This window comes from Acinetobacter sp. YH12155 (genome assembly GCF_013418255.1).
Classification (GTDB): domain Bacteria; phylum Pseudomonadota; class Gammaproteobacteria; order Pseudomonadales; family Moraxellaceae; genus Acinetobacter; species Acinetobacter indicus.
In genome coordinates, this window is record NZ_VPCK01000002.1 from 19473 (window position 1) to 36985 (window position 17513).

18 protein-coding genes are annotated in these 17513 nt (G+C 46.5%); 11 read left to right on the top strand and 7 right to left on the bottom strand.

From position 1 onward, the window contains the following. The first annotated feature begins 79 nt into the window (after positions 1-79). A complete protein-coding gene (locus tag FTU86_RS01540; protein WP_180048399.1) occupies positions 80-1060 on the top strand; it encodes a GlxA family transcriptional regulator in 981 nt (326 codons plus the stop codon). Between the two features lie 14 nt (positions 1061-1074). Here FTU86_RS01540 and FTU86_RS01545 read toward each other — a convergent pair whose 3' ends face one another. Both FTU86_RS01545 and FTU86_RS01550 read right to left on the bottom strand, forming a co-directional pair. Continuing rightward, entirely contained in the window at positions 1075-2283 is a 1209-nt protein-coding gene (locus FTU86_RS01545) for an MFS transporter (protein ID WP_180036383.1), read from the bottom strand. After that, entirely contained in the window at positions 2280-2723 is a 444-nt protein-coding gene (locus FTU86_RS01550) for a MarR family winged helix-turn-helix transcriptional regulator (protein ID WP_016658066.1), read from the bottom strand. The genes FTU86_RS01545 and FTU86_RS01550 overlap by 4 nt, the downstream gene beginning before the upstream one ends. A gap of 417 nt (positions 2724-3140) precedes the next feature. On the opposite strand from FTU86_RS01550, the gene FTU86_RS01555 reads away from it, so the two are divergent. The 3 genes from FTU86_RS01555 to FTU86_RS01565 all read left to right on the top strand — a co-directional run bounded on the left by FTU86_RS01555 (position 3141) and on the right by FTU86_RS01565 (position 5755). Next, positions 3141-4583 carry a cytochrome ubiquinol oxidase subunit I gene (locus FTU86_RS01555; RefSeq protein WP_180036382.1) on the top strand — a complete coding sequence of 481 codons (1443 nt, stop codon included), beginning with the start codon at positions 3141-3143 and terminating at the stop codon, positions 4581-4583. Further along, positions 4580-5584: a cytochrome d ubiquinol oxidase subunit II gene (cydB, locus tag FTU86_RS01560; RefSeq protein WP_180036381.1), complete on the top strand. Its 1005-nt coding sequence runs from the start codon at positions 4580-4582 to the stop codon at positions 5582-5584. The genes FTU86_RS01555 and cydB overlap by 4 nt, the downstream gene beginning before the upstream one ends. A 63-nt stretch (positions 5585-5647) precedes the next feature. Continuing rightward, positions 5648-5755, top strand: coding sequence for a hypothetical protein (locus tag FTU86_RS01565; protein ID WP_005178219.1), 108 nt, complete (start codon positions 5648-5650; stop codon positions 5753-5755). A 40-nt stretch (positions 5756-5795) separates the two neighbouring features. Here FTU86_RS01565 and FTU86_RS01570 read toward each other — a convergent pair whose 3' ends face one another. After that, positions 5796-6353, bottom strand: a complete 558-nt coding sequence (locus FTU86_RS01570) for a thermonuclease family protein (RefSeq protein ID WP_180048400.1) — start codon at positions 6351-6353, stop codon at positions 5796-5798. Positions 6354-6645: 292 nt separating this feature from the next. After that, on the bottom strand, positions 6646-7563 hold the full coding sequence (locus FTU86_RS01575; protein WP_180036380.1) for a LysR family transcriptional regulator: 918 nt from the start codon (positions 7561-7563) through the stop codon (positions 6646-6648). 94 nt (positions 7564-7657) lie between these two features. Between FTU86_RS01575 and FTU86_RS01580 the strand changes: the two genes are divergently transcribed. From FTU86_RS01580 to FTU86_RS01605, 6 genes are all read left to right on the top strand, one after another. Continuing rightward, a complete protein-coding gene (locus FTU86_RS01580) occupies positions 7658-8899 on the top strand; it encodes an acyl-CoA dehydrogenase family protein (RefSeq protein WP_104470156.1) in 1242 nt (413 codons plus the stop codon). A 91-nt stretch (positions 8900-8990) separates the two neighbouring features. Further along, positions 8991-10109, top strand: coding sequence for a phosphotransferase family protein (locus FTU86_RS01585; protein ID WP_168393950.1), 1119 nt, complete (start codon positions 8991-8993; stop codon positions 10107-10109). Further along, positions 10106-10804 (top strand): histidine phosphatase family protein, encoded by a 699-nt coding sequence (locus tag FTU86_RS01590; RefSeq protein ID WP_075167055.1) that lies wholly within the window; start codon positions 10106-10108, stop codon positions 10802-10804. Before FTU86_RS01585 ends, FTU86_RS01590 begins: the two co-directional genes overlap by 4 nt. A gap of 15 nt (positions 10805-10819) precedes the next feature. After that, positions 10820-11563, top strand: a complete 744-nt coding sequence (locus FTU86_RS01595; protein ID WP_104473110.1) for an SDR family oxidoreductase — start codon at positions 10820-10822, stop codon at positions 11561-11563. Positions 11564-11730: 167 nt separating this feature from the next. Further along, complete coding sequence (locus FTU86_RS01600; RefSeq protein WP_180036379.1) at positions 11731-12459, top strand: SGNH/GDSL hydrolase family protein; 729 nt, start codon at positions 11731-11733, stop codon at positions 12457-12459. 15 nt (positions 12460-12474) lie between these two features. Then, a complete protein-coding gene (locus FTU86_RS01605) occupies positions 12475-13065 on the top strand; it encodes a uracil-DNA glycosylase family protein (RefSeq protein WP_171065083.1) in 591 nt (196 codons plus the stop codon). On the opposite strand, the gene FTU86_RS01610 is transcribed toward FTU86_RS01605, so the two are convergent. From FTU86_RS01610 to FTU86_RS01620, 3 genes are all read right to left on the bottom strand, one after another. After that, positions 13062-13571 (bottom strand): pyridoxamine 5'-phosphate oxidase family protein, encoded by a 510-nt coding sequence (locus FTU86_RS01610; RefSeq protein ID WP_180036378.1) that lies wholly within the window; start codon positions 13569-13571, stop codon positions 13062-13064. The two genes, FTU86_RS01605 and FTU86_RS01610, sit on opposite strands and share 4 nt — an antisense overlap. Positions 13572-13767: 196 nt before the next feature. Then, positions 13768-14205, bottom strand: coding sequence for a hypothetical protein (locus tag FTU86_RS01615; protein ID WP_005178205.1), 438 nt, complete (start codon positions 14203-14205; stop codon positions 13768-13770). A 195-nt stretch (positions 14206-14400) separates the two neighbouring features. Further along, complete coding sequence (locus tag FTU86_RS01620) at positions 14401-15969, bottom strand: phospholipase D family protein (RefSeq protein ID WP_168395741.1); 1569 nt, start codon at positions 15967-15969, stop codon at positions 14401-14403. A 123-nt stretch (positions 15970-16092) separates the two neighbouring features. Here FTU86_RS01620 and FTU86_RS01625 point away from each other — a divergent pair, with 123 nt between their 5' ends. Beyond that, positions 16093-17208 (top strand): S-(hydroxymethyl)glutathione dehydrogenase/class III alcohol dehydrogenase, encoded by a 1116-nt coding sequence (locus tag FTU86_RS01625; protein ID WP_180036377.1) that lies wholly within the window; start codon positions 16093-16095, stop codon positions 17206-17208. Positions 17209-17513 lie beyond the last annotated feature (305 nt).

Here is a 17513-nt window from a genome sequence, read left to right on the forward strand (position 1 = left end):
GCTTAACAAGACTTGTATTGGCAGATAAATTGTCAATAATGACACTCAAGGAGCTAAAAACGACATTTGGGAAGAAAGCATGAAGCAGGTTTTTATTCTGGCCTATGATGGTGCACTGGCCTCGGCCATAACCGGTGTGGCCGATTTATTCAGTCTGGCCGGCATTAGCTGGAACCGGATTCAGAAACAGGACATCCAGCGTTTGTTTCAGGTGCAGATTGCCTCGCCACAGGGAAAAACGGTGCAATGCAGTAATGGTTTACGCATTGAGGCGCATCTGGCCTATAGTGAAATCCAGCAGGCCGATTTGCTGGTGATTCCGACTTTGGCCGGTTCCATCGAGCAGATTCTGGAAAAAAATCAGTTGCTCATGAATGTTCTGCAACAGGCCGATCAAGCCCAATGCCTGATTGCCGGAAACTGTACCGGGAATTTTTTTCTGGCAGAAGCCGGAATTTTAAAGGGCCGCAGCGCCACCACGCATTGGGGTTTTAAAGATCTGTTCCAGCAGCGCTATCCAGAAGTCCATTTACAGGCGGATCGCCTGATTACCCAGTCCGATCATGTCTATTGTGCCGGTGGCGGGTTGGCCTGGTTCGATTTGGGCCTGCATTTAATTGAACGCTTTTATGGCTTTGAAATTGCCATTCAGACGGCCAAATCCTTTGTGCTGGATTTTCGCCGTGACAACCAGTTGTCCTATTCCTTGATGCGTATGAGCAAGCCACATCAGGATGGTTTGGTAAAAGAAATCCAGCATTGGCTGGAGCAGCATTTTAGTGAAAACTTGAATATGGAAGATGTGGCGGCGCGCTTTAATATCAGCCCGCGCACGCTCATTCGCCGTTTTAAAGCAGTGTTAGATGTGGCGCCGAATCAGTATATGCAGGCTATTCGTATTGAAGCTGTGCAAAAACGGCTGGAAGAAACCGAGCAGCCGATTGACCGGATTATGCAAATGGTGGGCTATGAAGATCCGAGCTCATTCCGGCGTTTATTTCGTAAGAAAACCGGCCTGACCCCAATGGAATACCGCCAGCGCTTTGGCCGGCGGTTTTAAGCGTGTTGCTTGCGTTAGCGTGATAACTGTGGCTGCATCTGATGAGCATGACGACCATGCAGCAGATAATACAGGCCTAAACACAGCAGCGCGGCGATGGCACTATAGAAATACATCTGCGCATAGCTGACCGATTTCAGCGCGATTCCGATCAAATACGGCCCGAAGCCCAGCCCGGCATCCAGACAGATAAAATAGGTCGAGGTCGCCAGTCCCATGCGTTCCAGTGAGGTACTTTTGACCGCAATGGTCTGACAGACTGATTGAATATTGCCATAGCCCAGACCGAGCAAACCGGCGCAAAGTAGTAATATACTGGAGTTATGCGCCTGACTCAGCAGAAACAGGGCAATCGCCATTACAATAAAGGCCGGATACATAATGATATTTTCACCTTTACGATCCATAAGCCGCCCGGTAAATGGACGCGAAAACAAAATGGCGATGGCATACATCAAAAAGAATAAGGACGCGGCTTCGACCAGATCAATTTCCTTGGCGTAAAAGTTAATAAATGACAGCACGCCGGAATAACAGATGGAAGCAAACAGCATAATCAGGGAAATGGGCAGCGCATTCTTTTCCAGATACTGGGTCCAGAAGCCAAAACCTTTGCCTGCTGTCGCGGTGGCTGCAGGTTTAGGCTGCGCCAGGTTCGGCATCCGGATAAAACAGGCCACTACCAGACAGCCCAGCGCCAAGACACTGGATAAGCTAAAAATCGTCTGATAACTGGTGTGCAGCATCATCCAGATCGCGACAAAAGGACCAATCGCCGTACCCAGGGTGCTGCTCATGCTGTAATAGCCAATACCTTCACCACGGCGGGTGGGCGGCAGAGTTTGTGCGATGACTGTGCCGAGTACGGTAGAGGCGACTCCCATCATAAAGCCATGAATAAAACGGATGCCGAGCAGGGCAGTCACCCCCATCTCTATAAAATAGCCTAAGGAAAGCAGCAAGAAACCGGCCAGCCCAAAAAGCAGGGTGCTACGATAACCGAAACGCTGTAGGCATTTGCCAATCAGCAGACGGCCAAATAAGGTGCCGACAATAAACAGTCCTGAAATTAAACCGGCTTCGGCAATGCTGGCATTTAATTCCGCCACGGCATAACCGACAATCACAATCACCAATAGATAAAAAATCAGTACCAGTTGAAAATTGATCAGGCCGACCAGGATAAAGTTTCTGGTCCATAGCGGTGCTTGTGCTGAACTCATTTGTCTTCACCTTGTAGGGTCGGTTGTAACTGTTCACTCAGCTGATTAAGGATCTCGCGGGTATGGGCGATGTCCGTAACTGTAAAAGACTGCAGCAGCTGTTGTTCAAACTGATCAATCTGGGTGGAACAATGCTTGAAAAGTTCCTGCCCGTGAGAGCTAAAAGTCAGGCATTTCTGCCGTTTATCACTACTTTCAAGTTGCTGAATTAAACCTAAGTCCAGCAACACCCGGATACGTTTGGTGATGCTCGGTTTGGACACCTTTAAATAGGCGGCAATATCTACCTGGGTGCATTGCTGTTTTAAATGAATGACATATAACACCTGCCACAAGGAATAATTAAGCTGATGCGGCAATAACAGAGTATTAACTTCATCGCTGAACAGACGTGCGCAGCGTAATAAGGCGGTACGAAATTTTAAGGGAGAGCTTGGCATAAAAAAAATAGTTAACCAGGGTAACTAAAACAAAGTCAATGTACGCCTGTTCGGAATTTTTTTCAAGTAGGGAAGCCAGCGAAGGATTCAAAAAACAGATGATAAAAGATGAGGGGGCAACGTGTATTGCTATAGATTTGTTAAGCAGCGTTAAGGTCAATCAACTGAACTACAAAAATTCCTCTCATCCAGTCCTGTCTATCCAGCTGATAAACCGCAAGAATAAAAAATCAGCGCTTCTATCTTCCAAAAAAACTCATCAGTTGCAGAAATTACTCGCTTAAAGATTCTTGATCAAAAGCCTACACAAGGCCTATACAACTTCGTCCTATGCTGAAGCGCGATGAGAAAAATTCAAAACGCTATATTTAAAACTCTACACCCTGAGCGCAGCTCGACCTTTTGAAAGGTGGCATGATGACCCTCGGTTTTACCGCGCTGGAACTGGCCCGGATTCAGTTTGCCTTTACAGTTTCGTTTCATATCATTTTTCCGGCCATTTCCATTGGTCTGGCCAGTTTTCTGGCGATTCTGGAATGGCGCTGGTTACGCAGTCGTAATCCGATTTATCAGGACCTATTTAAATTCTGGGTCAAGATTTTTGCGGTCGCCTTTGCCATGGGGGTGGTTTCTGGCATTGTCATGAGCTATCAGTTTGGCACCAACTGGAGTGAATTTTCCCGTATCGCCGGCAGTGTCACCGGACCATTATTGGCCTATGAAGTGCTCACCGCTTTCTTTTTGGAAGCGGGTTTTCTTGGCATTATGCTGTTTGGCTGGGGACGGGTAGGACCCAAAGCGCATTTTTTCTCGACTTTAATGGTCGCAATTGGCACCTGTATTTCCATGTTCTGGATTTTATCAGCCAATAGCTGGATGCAAACTCCGCAAGGTTTCAGCATCGAAAATGGCATTCTGGTGCCACAGGACTGGTGGGCCATTGTCTTTAATCCGTCATTCCTGTATCGGCTGGCGCATATGGCTATTGCCGCCTTTTTGGTCTCTGCTTTGCTGGTGGCTGCCACGGCTGCCTGGCATTTACTTAAAGGCCGTCGGGATGCACTGGTAAAAACCTCGTTTTCGATGGCCCTGTGGCTGATGCTGATCTTAACTCCCTTACAGGTGCTGGTGGGCGATTTACATGGCTTGAATACCCTGCAACATCAACCAGCCAAACTGGCAGCGATGGAAGGGCATTGGAATACCAATCATGAGAAAGGCATGCCGCTGTATCTGTTTGGTATTCCAGATATGCAGGCCGAAGAAACCAAATATGTGCTGGCGATTCCCAACTTGGGCAGCGTAATTCTGACCCATTCGCTGGATGGCACCGTGACCGGTTTAAAAGAATTTGCCCCGGAAGATCGGCCCAATTCGACCATTGTGTTCTGGAGTTTCCGGATTATGGTCGGCTTAGGCGTGCTGATGCTGATTCTGGCGCTATGGGGATTGTGGCTACGTAAACGACAGCGTTTATATGAACATCGTCGTTTTCAGCGTTTTGTGTGGATGGGGCCCTCTGGTTTTATTGCCTTATTGGCCGGCTGGTTTACCACAGAAGTCGGCCGCCAGCCGTGGGTGGTCTATGGGGTGTTACGTACCGAAGATGCCTTATCGCCGGTGTCTGCAGAGCAGGTTGGCCTGAGTTTGATGATTTTTGTACTGGTGTATTTTGTGGTGTTTGGGATGGGCATTTATTACATGCTCAGACTGATGCACAAAGGGCCGGAACTGATTCATTCAGCGCCATCATCAGCCTCTGATGCTGAGCTTACTCAAGCCTCCAGACGGCCGTTAAGCAGTGTCACCGAGCGGCTTAACCCGCCCGCCGAGCGCCCCAAACAGGAGCAGGAGCCATGATGGATTTATCTTTGCTGTGGATCGGGATTATTGCCTTCGCGGTGCTGATGTATGTGGTGTTAGATGGCTTTGATTTGGGCATCGGGATTTTATTTCCATTTTTTCCCGAGCAGGCAGAGCGGGATGTGATGATGAATACCGTCGCGCCAATTTGGGATGGCAATGAAACCTGGATGGTGCTGGGAGGCGCCAGCCTGTTTGCTGCTTTTCCCTTGGCCTATGCCACGGTGCTTTCAGCCCTGTATTTACCGGTCATTTTAATGGTGATTGCCTTAATTTTTCGCGGTGTTGCCTTTGAGTTCCGTTTTAAGGCCAACAGCAGCAAACATTGGTGGGATAAAGCCTTTATTGGTGGCTCTGTTTTTAGCAGCTTTTTACAAGGCGTAATTTTGGGCGCTTATATTCAGGGTATTCGTACCGAGCAGGGGGTATATGCGGGCCATGGCTTGGACTGGTTAACGCCGTTTAGCCTGTTTACTGGTGCTGGCGTGGTAATGTTGTACGCCACTTTAGGTTGTGGCTGGCTTATTTTTAAAACCGATCAGGCGCTACAGCAGCGTATGTACCGTTTAATGCCGAAGATGCTGACCGGCCTATTGATTGTTTTAGCAGCCGTCAGTATTTATACCCCGATAACCCAGCCGCACATTGCCGAGCGCTGGTTTAGTCTGCCGCAGCTGCTGTATTTCTCTCCGGTGCCGATACTGGTGCTGATCTTTACTTATCTGGCTTTAAAAGCCTGCCGGCAACAGCAACAGTTTCGCCCATTTTTGTATACGCTGGCCTTGGTATTTCTGGCCTATAGCGGTTTTTTAATCAGCTTATGGCCTTATATTATTCCGCCCTCGGTCAGCTTCTGGCAGGCTGCTGCACCGGAAAGCAGTCAGCGTTTTACTCTCATTGGAGCGCTGATTTTAATTCCGATTATTCTAGGGTATAGCGCGATGTCCTATTGGATTTTTCGCCATAAAGTCCGGGTCGGGGATGATGGCTATCATTAAAGAAAATCGACATGAAGCACATCATTATAGGTCAGTTATTCCCTTAGTCATCAAGGAGCCGCAATGAAACGTACACAGCTGCTGTGGTTTATTGGTCTCTGGCTGGCCGGCTTTGTGGCTTTGGCGCTGATTGCCGGGGCTTTTCGTTTGCTGGTGCAATGGGCTTATTAAGCTGAATCATCTTCGGACTTTAAAAATCCACCTGAGCATTTTATTTACGGTTCTGTTTGCGATAGACACTTGGCCGCACCGGGCGGCTACTTTTCCAGAGGCCTTTTTTCCGTGCTCTGGCCTGAGTCTGTAAGGCACGCATATGCGCCAGCTGCTTGCGATCACGAATATAATCTTCATAGACCCAGGCGGCGCCACGTTTGACCAGTTCTTCATTGACATTTTTACGGTAGCGATAAATCACCCCGACATGGCGGCCATAGCGATCAATATCGGTAATTTTGACTCGCACCACCTTCTGGTGCAGCATAGTTTTGACCAGACGCCGGGTTTCCGGACCATAACTTTGGCTCGATTCTGGCGCATCAATATAGGCAAAGCGGATACGGGTTTCTGAACGTCTTAAATTAAAACGGTATAGGGTGAGGGTATCGCCATCGCTGACTGCAGTGACCCGCGCCCAATAGGTTTTGCCTTTTTTAAAAGGTCGAAACAGTTGCTGCACAAAGCGGGAAATTTTACCCAACAGAATAAACGCAACAAGACAGCATCCAGCGGCCAATGCCAGCAGCCAGAAAGGGGAGAGTTCAGTCAACATAGACACTTTCAATTCAGCTGAACAGATCAGGCCAGTCAGCTGTAAACCGTGAAAAATAAAAGTGCTAGTGTAAAAGAAATGGCGCAATTCGCTGGTCGATTAAATCACCAATCAGCCGGTTTTTAACAAATCAGCTACGCTGCAATACCTGATTTGGCAAGGGATTGAGCGATATTGGGGATTTGATGACAATCAAGAACCTTAAATTTGAGTGATCTAAATAGCCTAAGTAAATTTTCTGACTTCATTTAAAATAGCCTAAGCATAATTAAGATTAATCTACTGAAATAGCCTAAGCAAAAATTTTAGAAATTTCCGCTCTTAAAAATGCATGACGTGCATTCTCTTGCATCTCCTTATACCAGAACATCCCCAAATCAATTTGCGGCAGGTCTACAGGCGATTCAAAAATATGTAGCTTCGGGTCAATATGTAAATGCCGCAAAATACTTTCCGGAATGGTCAGCATCGCCGTGTCATGCTGCGCCAGAATTTGCAGGGCAGTGGAATAATGCTGACAGCGTAATAACAGGGTTCGCGACAGCTGATTGCGCTTTAAATAAATATCTTCCAGCAACAAGCCACTACGGCGTGAAGAAACACCAATATGCGGCGCAGACAAATATAATTCTTTATCTATGGATGAACGCTGGCTACAAACCACGAAACGGTCTTGTACCAGCGCCTGAAACTGGATTTTATCGCCCAGGTTGTGTTCCAGATCAATCACAAAATCAATTTGCTGGGTCGCCAGATCATTGATCATGGTTTTACGGTCTAGCTTGCTGCTTAAAAACTGAATCTCCAGATTCAGCTGCTGAAAATGCTGCACCAGTTTGGGAAAAATAATCGGTTCAATTTCATCATGTATGGCAATTTTCAGGGTATGTACCATCGCCGGTTCAAACTGCTGTTTTTGCCGGGCAATATGCTGAATAGACAGCAGTGCAGTTTTAATGGTCGGATAAATCTGCTCGGCAAACGGCGTTGGTAACATCTGATGGCCGGTGCGAATAAACAGATCATCCTGTAACTGTAACCTAAGCCTTTGTAAAGCGTGACTGGTCGCCGACTGGCTGATACATAAGAGCTGCGCCGCTTTGGAAATATTTTTTTGTTCAAAAATCGCAATAAATAGCGGGTATAAATTAATATCAATACGATGAAAAGTACCCAGATCCATTGGGCTATTATTATGAATATTGTGCATAGTGCTTAATTCAATAAAATCATTTCATGCATAATAATTTTTAGGTTAAGGTGTTGTAAAGCCAATATAACAACAGATTGAGGAAGCTACAGTCATGTTTGAATTGTCAGCACGCGCACAGGATTATCTCGAAAGAACCCAACAGTTTATTCAAACAGAAATTGAACCAATTGAGGCCGACTTTTGGCAGCAGGTGCATGAACTGAATCAGGGCGGTGACTGGACGCAATGGCAGTGGCCGGCGCAATTAGAAAGTTTAAAAGCCAAGGCCAGAGCCGCCGGACTGTGGAATATGTTTTTACCTTGTCCTGAATTAGGACAGGGCCTGTCAGTGCAGGAATATGCACATATTGCCGAACTGTCTGGCCGTAGCCTGATTGCCCCGACCGTATTTAACTGTAACGCGCCAGATAGCGGCAACATGGAAGTGTTATGGCGTTATGGTTCAGAACAGCAAAAACAGCAATGGCTGATGCCGCTGCTTGAAGGCAAAATCCGCTCGGTGTTTTGTATGACTGAACCGGCAGTCGCCTCTTCTGATGCGACCAATATGCAGGCCACGGCGGTGGTAGATGGTGATGAGATTGTCCTGAACGGGCGTAAATGGTGGTCATCGGGTCTGGGCGATCCGAATGCCAAAATCATTATTTTTATGGCGCATACCCCGGACGAAAGCAAAGACCGTCATCATCAACATTCAATGGTGCTGGTCCCGGTTGATACCGCAGGGGTAAAAATTGAACGTATGTTACCGGTGTTTGGCGATTACGATGCGCCGCATGGGCATGGTGAAGTCAGCTTTGACAATGTCCGCGTGCCAGTGGCCAATTTTATTGGCGGTGCCGGCCAAGGTTTTGAAATTGCCCAGGGCCGTTTAGGACCCGGCCGGATTCATCACTGTATGCGTTGTATCGGTGCGGCAGAAAAATCACTGGAACTGATGATTGACCGCGGCATGAACCGGACTGCCTTTGGCAAGGAAATCCTGAAACTCGGTGGCAATTTGGAGCGTGTGGCCGAAGCGCGTGTGGCAATTGATCAGGCACGCCTGTTAACACTTTATGCTGCCTATAAAATGGATACTTTAGGCAATATGGCCGCCTTAACAGAAATTTCTGCCATTAAAGTGGTGGCGCCAAGCGTGCTGGAAAAAGTGGTGGATATGGCCATGCAAATCCACGGCGGTGCCGGGCTGTCCCGCGATACGCCATTGACCGGTTTCTTTGCCCAGGCGCGTGCCTTACGTTTGGCCGATGGTCCCGATGAAGTGCATAAAGGCATGATTGCCAAACTGGAACTGGCCAAACGTGGCTACAGTACCCGTCGTAAAAAATAAGTGGCAAAACACCAGAAACAGTGTGGGTCTTTACAGCTGAAAATGCTCTAATAGAGCAAGACCTAAAAAAGTGAAAAATCAGGAAAATAACATGTCAGTGATTGATGTTGGCGGTCAGGTTCGTGAAGGCGAGGAACTGGATATTCAGGCGGTAAGCCAGTGGTTAAAGGCGCAAGGGGTTGATGTTCAGGAACCCGTTGAAGTGACCCAATATTCAGGCGGTGCCTCTAACTGGACCTATCGTCTGAACTATCGCAATGCCGATTTAATTTTACGTCGCCCACCTAAAGGCACCAAAGCCAAATCTGCGCATGACATGGCGCGTGAATATCATGTACAAAAAAATCTGGCACCGTATTATCCGGTATTACCGCAGATGGTGGCGCTGTGTCAGGATGAATCGGTGATTGGCTGTGATTTTTATATCATGCAGCGCGTGGAAGGTATTATCCCGCGGGCCAAACTGCCGCCAGAACTGAACTTTGATGAAACCCAGGTTCAGGAACTGTGCATTAATGTGATTGATAAATTAATCGAGCTGCATCAGGTGCCGTATCAGGGCACTGAACTGGAAAAACTCGGTAAAGGTGAGGGTTATTGCCGTCGTCAGGTAGAAGGCTGGGACAGTCGCTATGAAAAAGCCAAAACCCTGAATGTGCCATCATTTAAATATGTGCGTAAATGGCTGCACGAGAATATTCCGGCAGATTCCACCACCTGTATTATTCACAATGACTGGCGTTTTGATAATGTGATTTTAAATCCGCAGCGTCCAACCGAAGTGATTGGCGTGCTGGACTGGGAAATGGCAACTCTGGGCGATCCGCTGATGGATCTTGGTTCGGCTTTGGCCTACTGGGTAGAAGACACCGATAACCAGATTTTTAAAGCCACCCGCCGTCAGCCGACCCATTTAAAAGGCATGTTCACCCGTAAACAGGTGGTCGATTACTATCTGGAAAAAACCGGCCTGCAACCGGAAAACTGGACTTTCTATGAAGTGTTCGGGATTTTCCGTCTGGCAGTGATCGCGCAGCAGATTTACTACCGTTATTATCATAAACAGACCAATAATCCGGCCTTTAAAGATTTCTGGATTGTGATTCATGCCTTGCATATCCGCGCCTTAAAACTGATTGGGCTGCAAAAAATTGAAGCCAATGAGCTGGCACAAAAATATATGGCCAAATTTAAGGAGCTGCCGAAATGACGACTATTTATTTAATCCGTCATGGTCAGGCTTCGTTTGGTGCAGAAAGCTATGACCAGCTTTCGCCGAATGGGGAATTGCAGGCCAAACTGTTGGGTCAGTATTTTGATAACATCTTAAAAGAAGAGCCCTATGTGGTGGCTGGCTCCATGCAGCGCCATCAGCAGACCGCACAGATCGCTCTGGCCGAATGTTTCCCTGAAGCTCATCTGGTCACTAATCCGGACTGGAACGAGTTTAACCATCAGCAGGTGTTTGCCCAATACGAACCGCGTTTTAATGAACCGCATTTATTAAAGGCCGATGTAGCCAAAGAGCTTAATCCGCGGGCGTATCTGGCAAAAATTTTTGAAGGTGCCATTGAGCGTTGGACCGGTGGTGAATATCACCATGAATATGAAGAATCCTGGCCGCATTTCAAGGCTCGGGTCGAAACGGCCTTGCAAAACCTGTGTGATGAACTGGCCAAAACCAAACCGCGTTACGCGATTGTGTTTACTTCGGGCGGGGTCATTTCGGTTGCGGCTGGAAAAATTCTGGAACTGAATCCTAACCGGACTTTTGCACTGAACTGGGCCATCGCCAATACCAGCATGACCACCTTGCGTCTGGTTGGTAATGAGCCGCAATTGTTAAGTCTGAATGAACATCATTTTATAAAAGCACAACATCCAGAATTATTAACCTGGATTTAATCAAGGAATAGACAGATGACCAAAACAATTTTAATTACCGGCGCAAGTTCCGGCATTGGTGCCGGTATGGCCCGCGAATTTGCACAAAAAGGCTATAACCTGGCCATTTGTGCGCGTCGTATGGAACGTCTGGAAAGCTTAAAACACGAACTGGAAAGCAAGTACGGCGTGAGCGTGGCCGCAAAAACCTTAGATGTGACCAATTATGATCAGGTATTTGAGGTGTTTCGTGCTTTTAAGGAAGAACTGGGCACGATTGACCGGATTATTGTCAATGCCGGGGTTGGTGAAGGCCGCCGGATCGGTAAAGGCAACTTTGCGATTAACCGCGCCACGGTTGAAACCAACTTTATTTCAGCGCTGGCACAATGTGAAGCTGCGGTAGAAATTTTCCGTGCCCAAAACTCTGGCCATCTGGTGATGATTTCATCCATGAGTGCAATGCGTGGTATGCCAAAACATCTGACTGCGTATGGCGCCAGTAAAGCTGGTGTTGCGCATCTGGCCGAAGGCATCCGTGCCGAGCTGATTGATACGCCAATTAAAGTCACCACCATTTTCCCGGGCTATATCCGTACCGAAATTAACGAAGGCGCGAAAAAACTACCATTTGAAGTGGATGAGCAAACCGGTTCACGCTTACTGGCCGCAGAAATTGAAAAAGCACCGGTAAAAGCCTATGTACCGAAATGGCCATGGTTGCCGCTGGGCTTGGCCATGAAAGTCTTACCGTTAAAACTGGTCAATAAGCTCGGTTAATTCATATTAATATCAAGTGAAAAGTTCCATTTGGCGCTTTTCACTTTTTATTTTAAATGTTTGTTTTAAATATTTGAAAATTTAAAAATATTTCATAGAAAGATAAAAATAGAGGGCTTATTTTGGTTAAAATAGGCCCGATTTTTTTGAAGATGATCGACAACGCGATGTTTCTGAAGCTTGCAACCTTGGGTTTAATTCCCGCCCTGATTATCCAGGGCCGCCGGGTCAAGAAAAATACCTTAAGACTGGCAGAGCCAGAAGGCGAACGTGAAGGCACGAGCGGTCAGGGACAGGCCTTATCCATTTTGATTCTGGGGGATTCAGCCGCTGCCGGCGTTGGCGTCAGCCATCAGGAAGATGCCTTGCTCGGCGCGATTCTGGCCGGACTTACTTCCGAATTTCAGGTCAGCTGGGAACTGCATGCCAAAACAGGCAATACCACGGGGCAGGTCATTCAAAGCGTTCAGCAGCTAGACAGCGAAAAATTTGATGTAGTGGTCACCTTGGTCGGGGTGAATGATGTCACCAAATTGATGCCAGCCGATATCTGGATTCAAAAGCAGGCGCAGTTGTATCAGCTGATTGCAGCTAAATTCCAGCCACAGCTCATCCTTGCAGCAGGTGTACCACCGATGCAACTTTTCCCGGCTTTACCGAATCCGCTGGCGTGGCTGTTTGGCCAATATGCCAAGCAGATGAACCGTGAACTGCATAAATTTATTCAAAAGCAGCCAAACATGGACTGGATTGAATATGACATTGCGCAATATCAGCAGATGCAACTGGAAATGGCCAAAGATGGCTTTCATCCGAGTAAAGAAATTTATCAAATATGGGGCAAAGAAGTAACACTCAAAATTAAACAACGGCTTAAGATGAATAAAGTGAATTGAGTTTGCTGCCTTATGATTGATGATCTTGAAATTGAAACCCATCCCTTTGAGCCTTTTTTACCATCCAATGCCAAATTACTGATGATGGGCAGTTTTCCACCGCCCAAAAACCGCTGGAAAATGGAATTTTATTATCCGAATTATCAGAATGATATGTGGCGGATTTTTGGTATCTGCTTTTTTCAGGATAAAAACTATTTTTTAGACCTGCCGAATAAAAACTTTCAGCTCGAACTGATTCAAAATTTTTTAAAAGATACCGGTATTGCGCTGTTTGATACCGCCTACCGGATCAGCCGTTTAAAGGGCAATGCTTCAGATAAATTTCTGCATATTCACACCCCGACCGATTTAAATCGGCTGCTCCAGCAAATGCCGCTGTGCCAGTACATTATGACCACGGGTGATAAAGCCACTGATACCTTGATGGAATCAATGCCGGAAGGCACGCCGAAACCGGTAATTGGCCAATCTTCACAGGCGATCTTTGCTGGTCGAGAGCTGCATTTATACCGTATGCCATCTTCATCTCGCGCCTATCCCTTAGCGGTGGAGAAAAAGGCTGAACTTTATTGCGGTCTGTTTAAGGATGTCGGCCTGCTTTAAAAAAGAGAGGATGTCTTTGGCATCATTGATGGATATTCTACCCATCTAAATGCATGAATATGCACCTCCCGGACCTGGGTGAAATCCGACCAGATCAGCTTGCTGCCGCGTGTCCATTTTAACGGCGCAATTCTACGGCGCACCTGATGCATTTCCTCGGCAGTGGCCGGGCGTAACTCACCAATTTCAGCATATAAACGCACACCCGGATAAGTGCGAAATTGACCTGACATCATTGATTTTAGCCAGAACCCGCGGCTACTGTTTACGGCCTGAATACAGGCCTGCGCATTATGTTTGAGATGCGGTTGCAGCGTGGCAGAGTAGGTGTCAAAAAAGAAACCGGTGGGAGAGCTGTCATTTAAAAATAAGGTGCCAATCGGGGTGATATTCGGGATACCTTCCGGACTCACACTGGCGATGGAGCAGTGCATACTGGCGCGCTGCGCCTGCGCAACCACTTGTCGTATTTGCCCCCAGGTTTGAGCATCCATATTCTTGTTCATTTTTATACTCATTTTATAGTTAAAACCAGCATAATAAAGACCAGAACTATTGTTATGCGTGAAAGCGCAACTGCATATTCATCATAAATTGGATTTAAAAATAGAACGAGAGGAAATCTGACGAGCACAGCTCAGAAAAGAGCGAAAAACTTCGCTCTTTTTTCATGTTTCAGCAGTAAAAGCAGAATAAAAGGACTTAAGCTCCGTATTCCACATAATCCCATAAATTCAGGCGGGCTTTAATTTCCTTGCGGATTTGCGGCAACATCGGTAATAAAGTGCCATCAATCCATAAGCTGAGGGCTTGGGCTGAGAGCGGTTGCTGTGCATCATCCACCAGTTGTGCACCTTTGACCATCACCAAGGTTTCCTGTTCAGCCGCAGTTTCTACACCCTTAAACAACACCTGCAATTCAAAACCGGTGTCCTGAATCAGCCATTCCAGTTCCAGCTGAATATTCTCATTCGATTGCAACACTACCTGACCTTCAAGCTGCTCCGAGTCGGACAGGCAATCATGTTCGACCCGCACTTTGGCCAGAAACCACTCTTGCTGGCCCAATTCATTCAGGGTTTTAGTCGGGCTGAGAATATCACTTAATTTAAATTGACGGCTTAAATCAAAAAATTGCATGGGGAGAGATCTAAAAAAGAAGAAAAATAAAGCGTGAATTTTAAAGTAATGTAGCAGGAGAGTAAAACCTTCTGGCGATAAATACGAAGTGAGAGATCACACAATCTCTCCGGGTATCGGGTTTGCTGCAAACCCATAGAGCAACTCGTATTTAATTATCTTGGTCAATGTATATTTACTGTAATGTGGATGTCATTACATCATCCACTCGATTGGGATATGGGTCATTAAATTCATCACAAAACGCTGGAAACTGGTGGTTTCCGGATCAACCTTGTGCTGAATCACTGAACCATCTTTTTGATAATCCAGCCAGATAATCTGTCCTTTCTCATCTAACCTTAGTTCATAGGCAATTTGCGGCAGGTACTGATTCAATGAATCTGAAATTTCATCCTGGAGTTCATCAGATTCCAGCACCAGCCCGACTTCGGTATTTAAAAAAGCCGAGCGCGGATCAAAATTAAAAGAGCCAATAAATACCTTGCCATCAATATCAAAGAATTTGGCATGCAGGCTGGAAGCACTGCGGCCTTTGGCTGGAATCACGTTACCGGTAATAATTTCATACCAGGTACGTTCTTCGCGCTGAATATAACGCTTGAACTCATACAGTCGAATGCCACTGGCCAATAGCTGCGGCCGGTATTGCTGATAGAAGGCATGCACAATCGGTACATCATTGGCCATATACGAGTTGGTCAAAACCCGGATATCAATGCCGTTTTCTGCCAGACGGCTCATATAATCCGTACCACGTTGAGTCGGAATAAAATAGGCAGACACCAGTTCCAGATGCTGATCGGGCGTGCCCATAATTTGGATCATCTGATGGTAAATCATCTCTTCATCTTTGGCTTTGCCCTGGATTTTTTCTGGCGGGTCAGCCACAAAATGCGCTTTGGCCCAATGATAGGAACGCTGTTTTAAATACTGCGCCACCTGTTGCTCGGCAAAACTGATCCGACGTTGCACCTCCTGTTCATCCAGTTGCTGGCTGGCATATTTTTCCCGCAGCAAGGTCAAGCTATTACGATGGTATTTATTGCTGTTCTGGTCCATCAGCTGGACCAGATTAAAACTCAGTTCATGGTTCCAGAAAGCACGGAAATTATCGTTGGCTTTTTTGACCGCATTACCGGCAAAGAGAATATCTACATCGGTAAACTGAAAGTCATCACTGGCATCAAAATATTCCCGGCTGATATTGCGGCCACCGGTCACGGCAATCGCGCCATCGGCAATAATCAGTTTGTTGTGCATGCGGTGATTCACTGCCTGCATCCGGAAGGCATAATCCAGTGCCCGAAAATGACGGAATTTATAAGGATTAAACAGGCGAATTTTAAAGTTCGGATGATGGCTGAGTGCCAGCAAGGTATCGTCCAGTTGGGTGCCATTCTGGTCATCAATCAGTAACCGGACCTGTACCCCGCGGTCGGCGGCTTTGAGTAATTCGGCCAGCACTAAATGACCAATTTCGTCATCGGTCCAGATGTAATATTGCAGGTCTAAATGATGTTTGGCGTTATGAATTAAATGTAAACGTGAAGCAATACTGATAAATCCGTCATACAGCGGTAAATAGGCGGTTTGTCCGCGTTGTAGTTGTGCCTGTGCCTCTGGTCGCGGCATCCAGTGTTCAAAATCTGGTTCAATTGGCGCATCCTGCGCAGCATAGTTCTGTTCAAGCGAATTACAACCGGTACATGCCAGAATCAGACAGCACAACCAGATCATGTTGTAATATTTTAATGGCATCATTTTTATGAAGTAAATTTTTACTGATTCATATAGATTATCATGATGTTATAGGTTGAATCTGTTGATAAAAAGCGGTTACTGTAAGACATCTGTTAAAGACGTATCAAAAGGATGATCAATTTCATGAAATCAAGAGCTGCGGTCGCATTTGGTCCGGGTCAACCCCTTGAAATTGTAGAAATAGACGTGGCTCCGCCAAAAGCTGGAGAAGTCTTGGTTAAAATTAGTCATACCGGTGTATGTCATACGGATGCCTTTACCTTGTCAGGTGATGATCCTGAAGGGGTGTTTCCAGCCGTGTTGGGTCATGAAGGCGCGGGTGTGGTGGTGGAAGTCGGTGAAGGTGTGACCAGCCTTAAACCGGGTGATCATGTGATTCCACTGTATACCGCGGAATGTGGTGAATGTCTGTTCTGTCAATCGGGCAAAACCAACCTGTGCGTGGCGGTGCGTGCTACCCAGGGTAAAGGTTTGATGCCAGATGGTACCACCCGTTTTTCATATAATAGTCAGCCCATTTATCATTACATGGGCTGCTCAACTTTCAGTGAATATACTGTGGTGGCCGAAGTGTCACTGGCCAAAATTAACCCGGAAGCCAACCATGAACAGGTGTGCTTGTTGGGCTGTGGTGTAACCACCGGTATTGGCGCGGTGCATAACACTGCCAAAGTGCAGGAAGGTGACAGCGTTGCCGTGTTTGGTTTAGGCGGGATTGGTCTGGCCGTGGTGCAAGGTGCGCGTCAGGCCAAAGCCGGCCGTATTATTGCAATTGATACCAACCCGGAAAAATTTGAACTGGCCAAACAGTTTGGTGCGACTGACTGCATTAACCCGAATGATTATGAGCGCCCAATTCAGGAAGTGATTGTTGAAATGACCGGTTGGGGTGTTGATCATTCCTTTGAATGTATCGGCAATGTCAACGTCATGCGTTCCGCGCTGGAATGTGCCCATCGTGGCTGGGGCCAATCGGTGATTATTGGTGTGGCTGGTGCCGGTAAAGAAATCTCGACCCGCCCATTCCAATTGGTGACGGGCCGTAAATGGATGGGCACTGCATTTGGTGGCGTTAAAGGCCGTTCACAATTACCAGGCATGGTCGAGCAGGCCATGAAAGGTGATATTCAGCTGGAGCCTTTTGTTACCCATACCATGCCGTTAGAACAGATTAATGAAGCATTTGACTTAATGCATGAAGGTAAATCAATTCGTAGTGTAATTCATTTCGAGTCGTAATGACCTTATCTAAAAAACACCGGGCTTAGACCCGGTGTTTTTTTGTATCTGCACTCACAGAAACCATCACAACTGATATCTTTTTTCTATCAAAATTGCCCAGTCTCGCTACAAAGTAGAACTAGGCTGCATGCTTAAAGTCAGGAATATGCATAGAAAATTGTATATTTTTAAGCCATTTTAATTACAAAAAGAATATACAAAAACTGGGTATTTTTATTTACCGTGGGTTAAAAATAATTTTTATAGCTCTTATAATACATATTTGTATAGAAGTGTGATCTTATTGGCACTATAACTTGGAA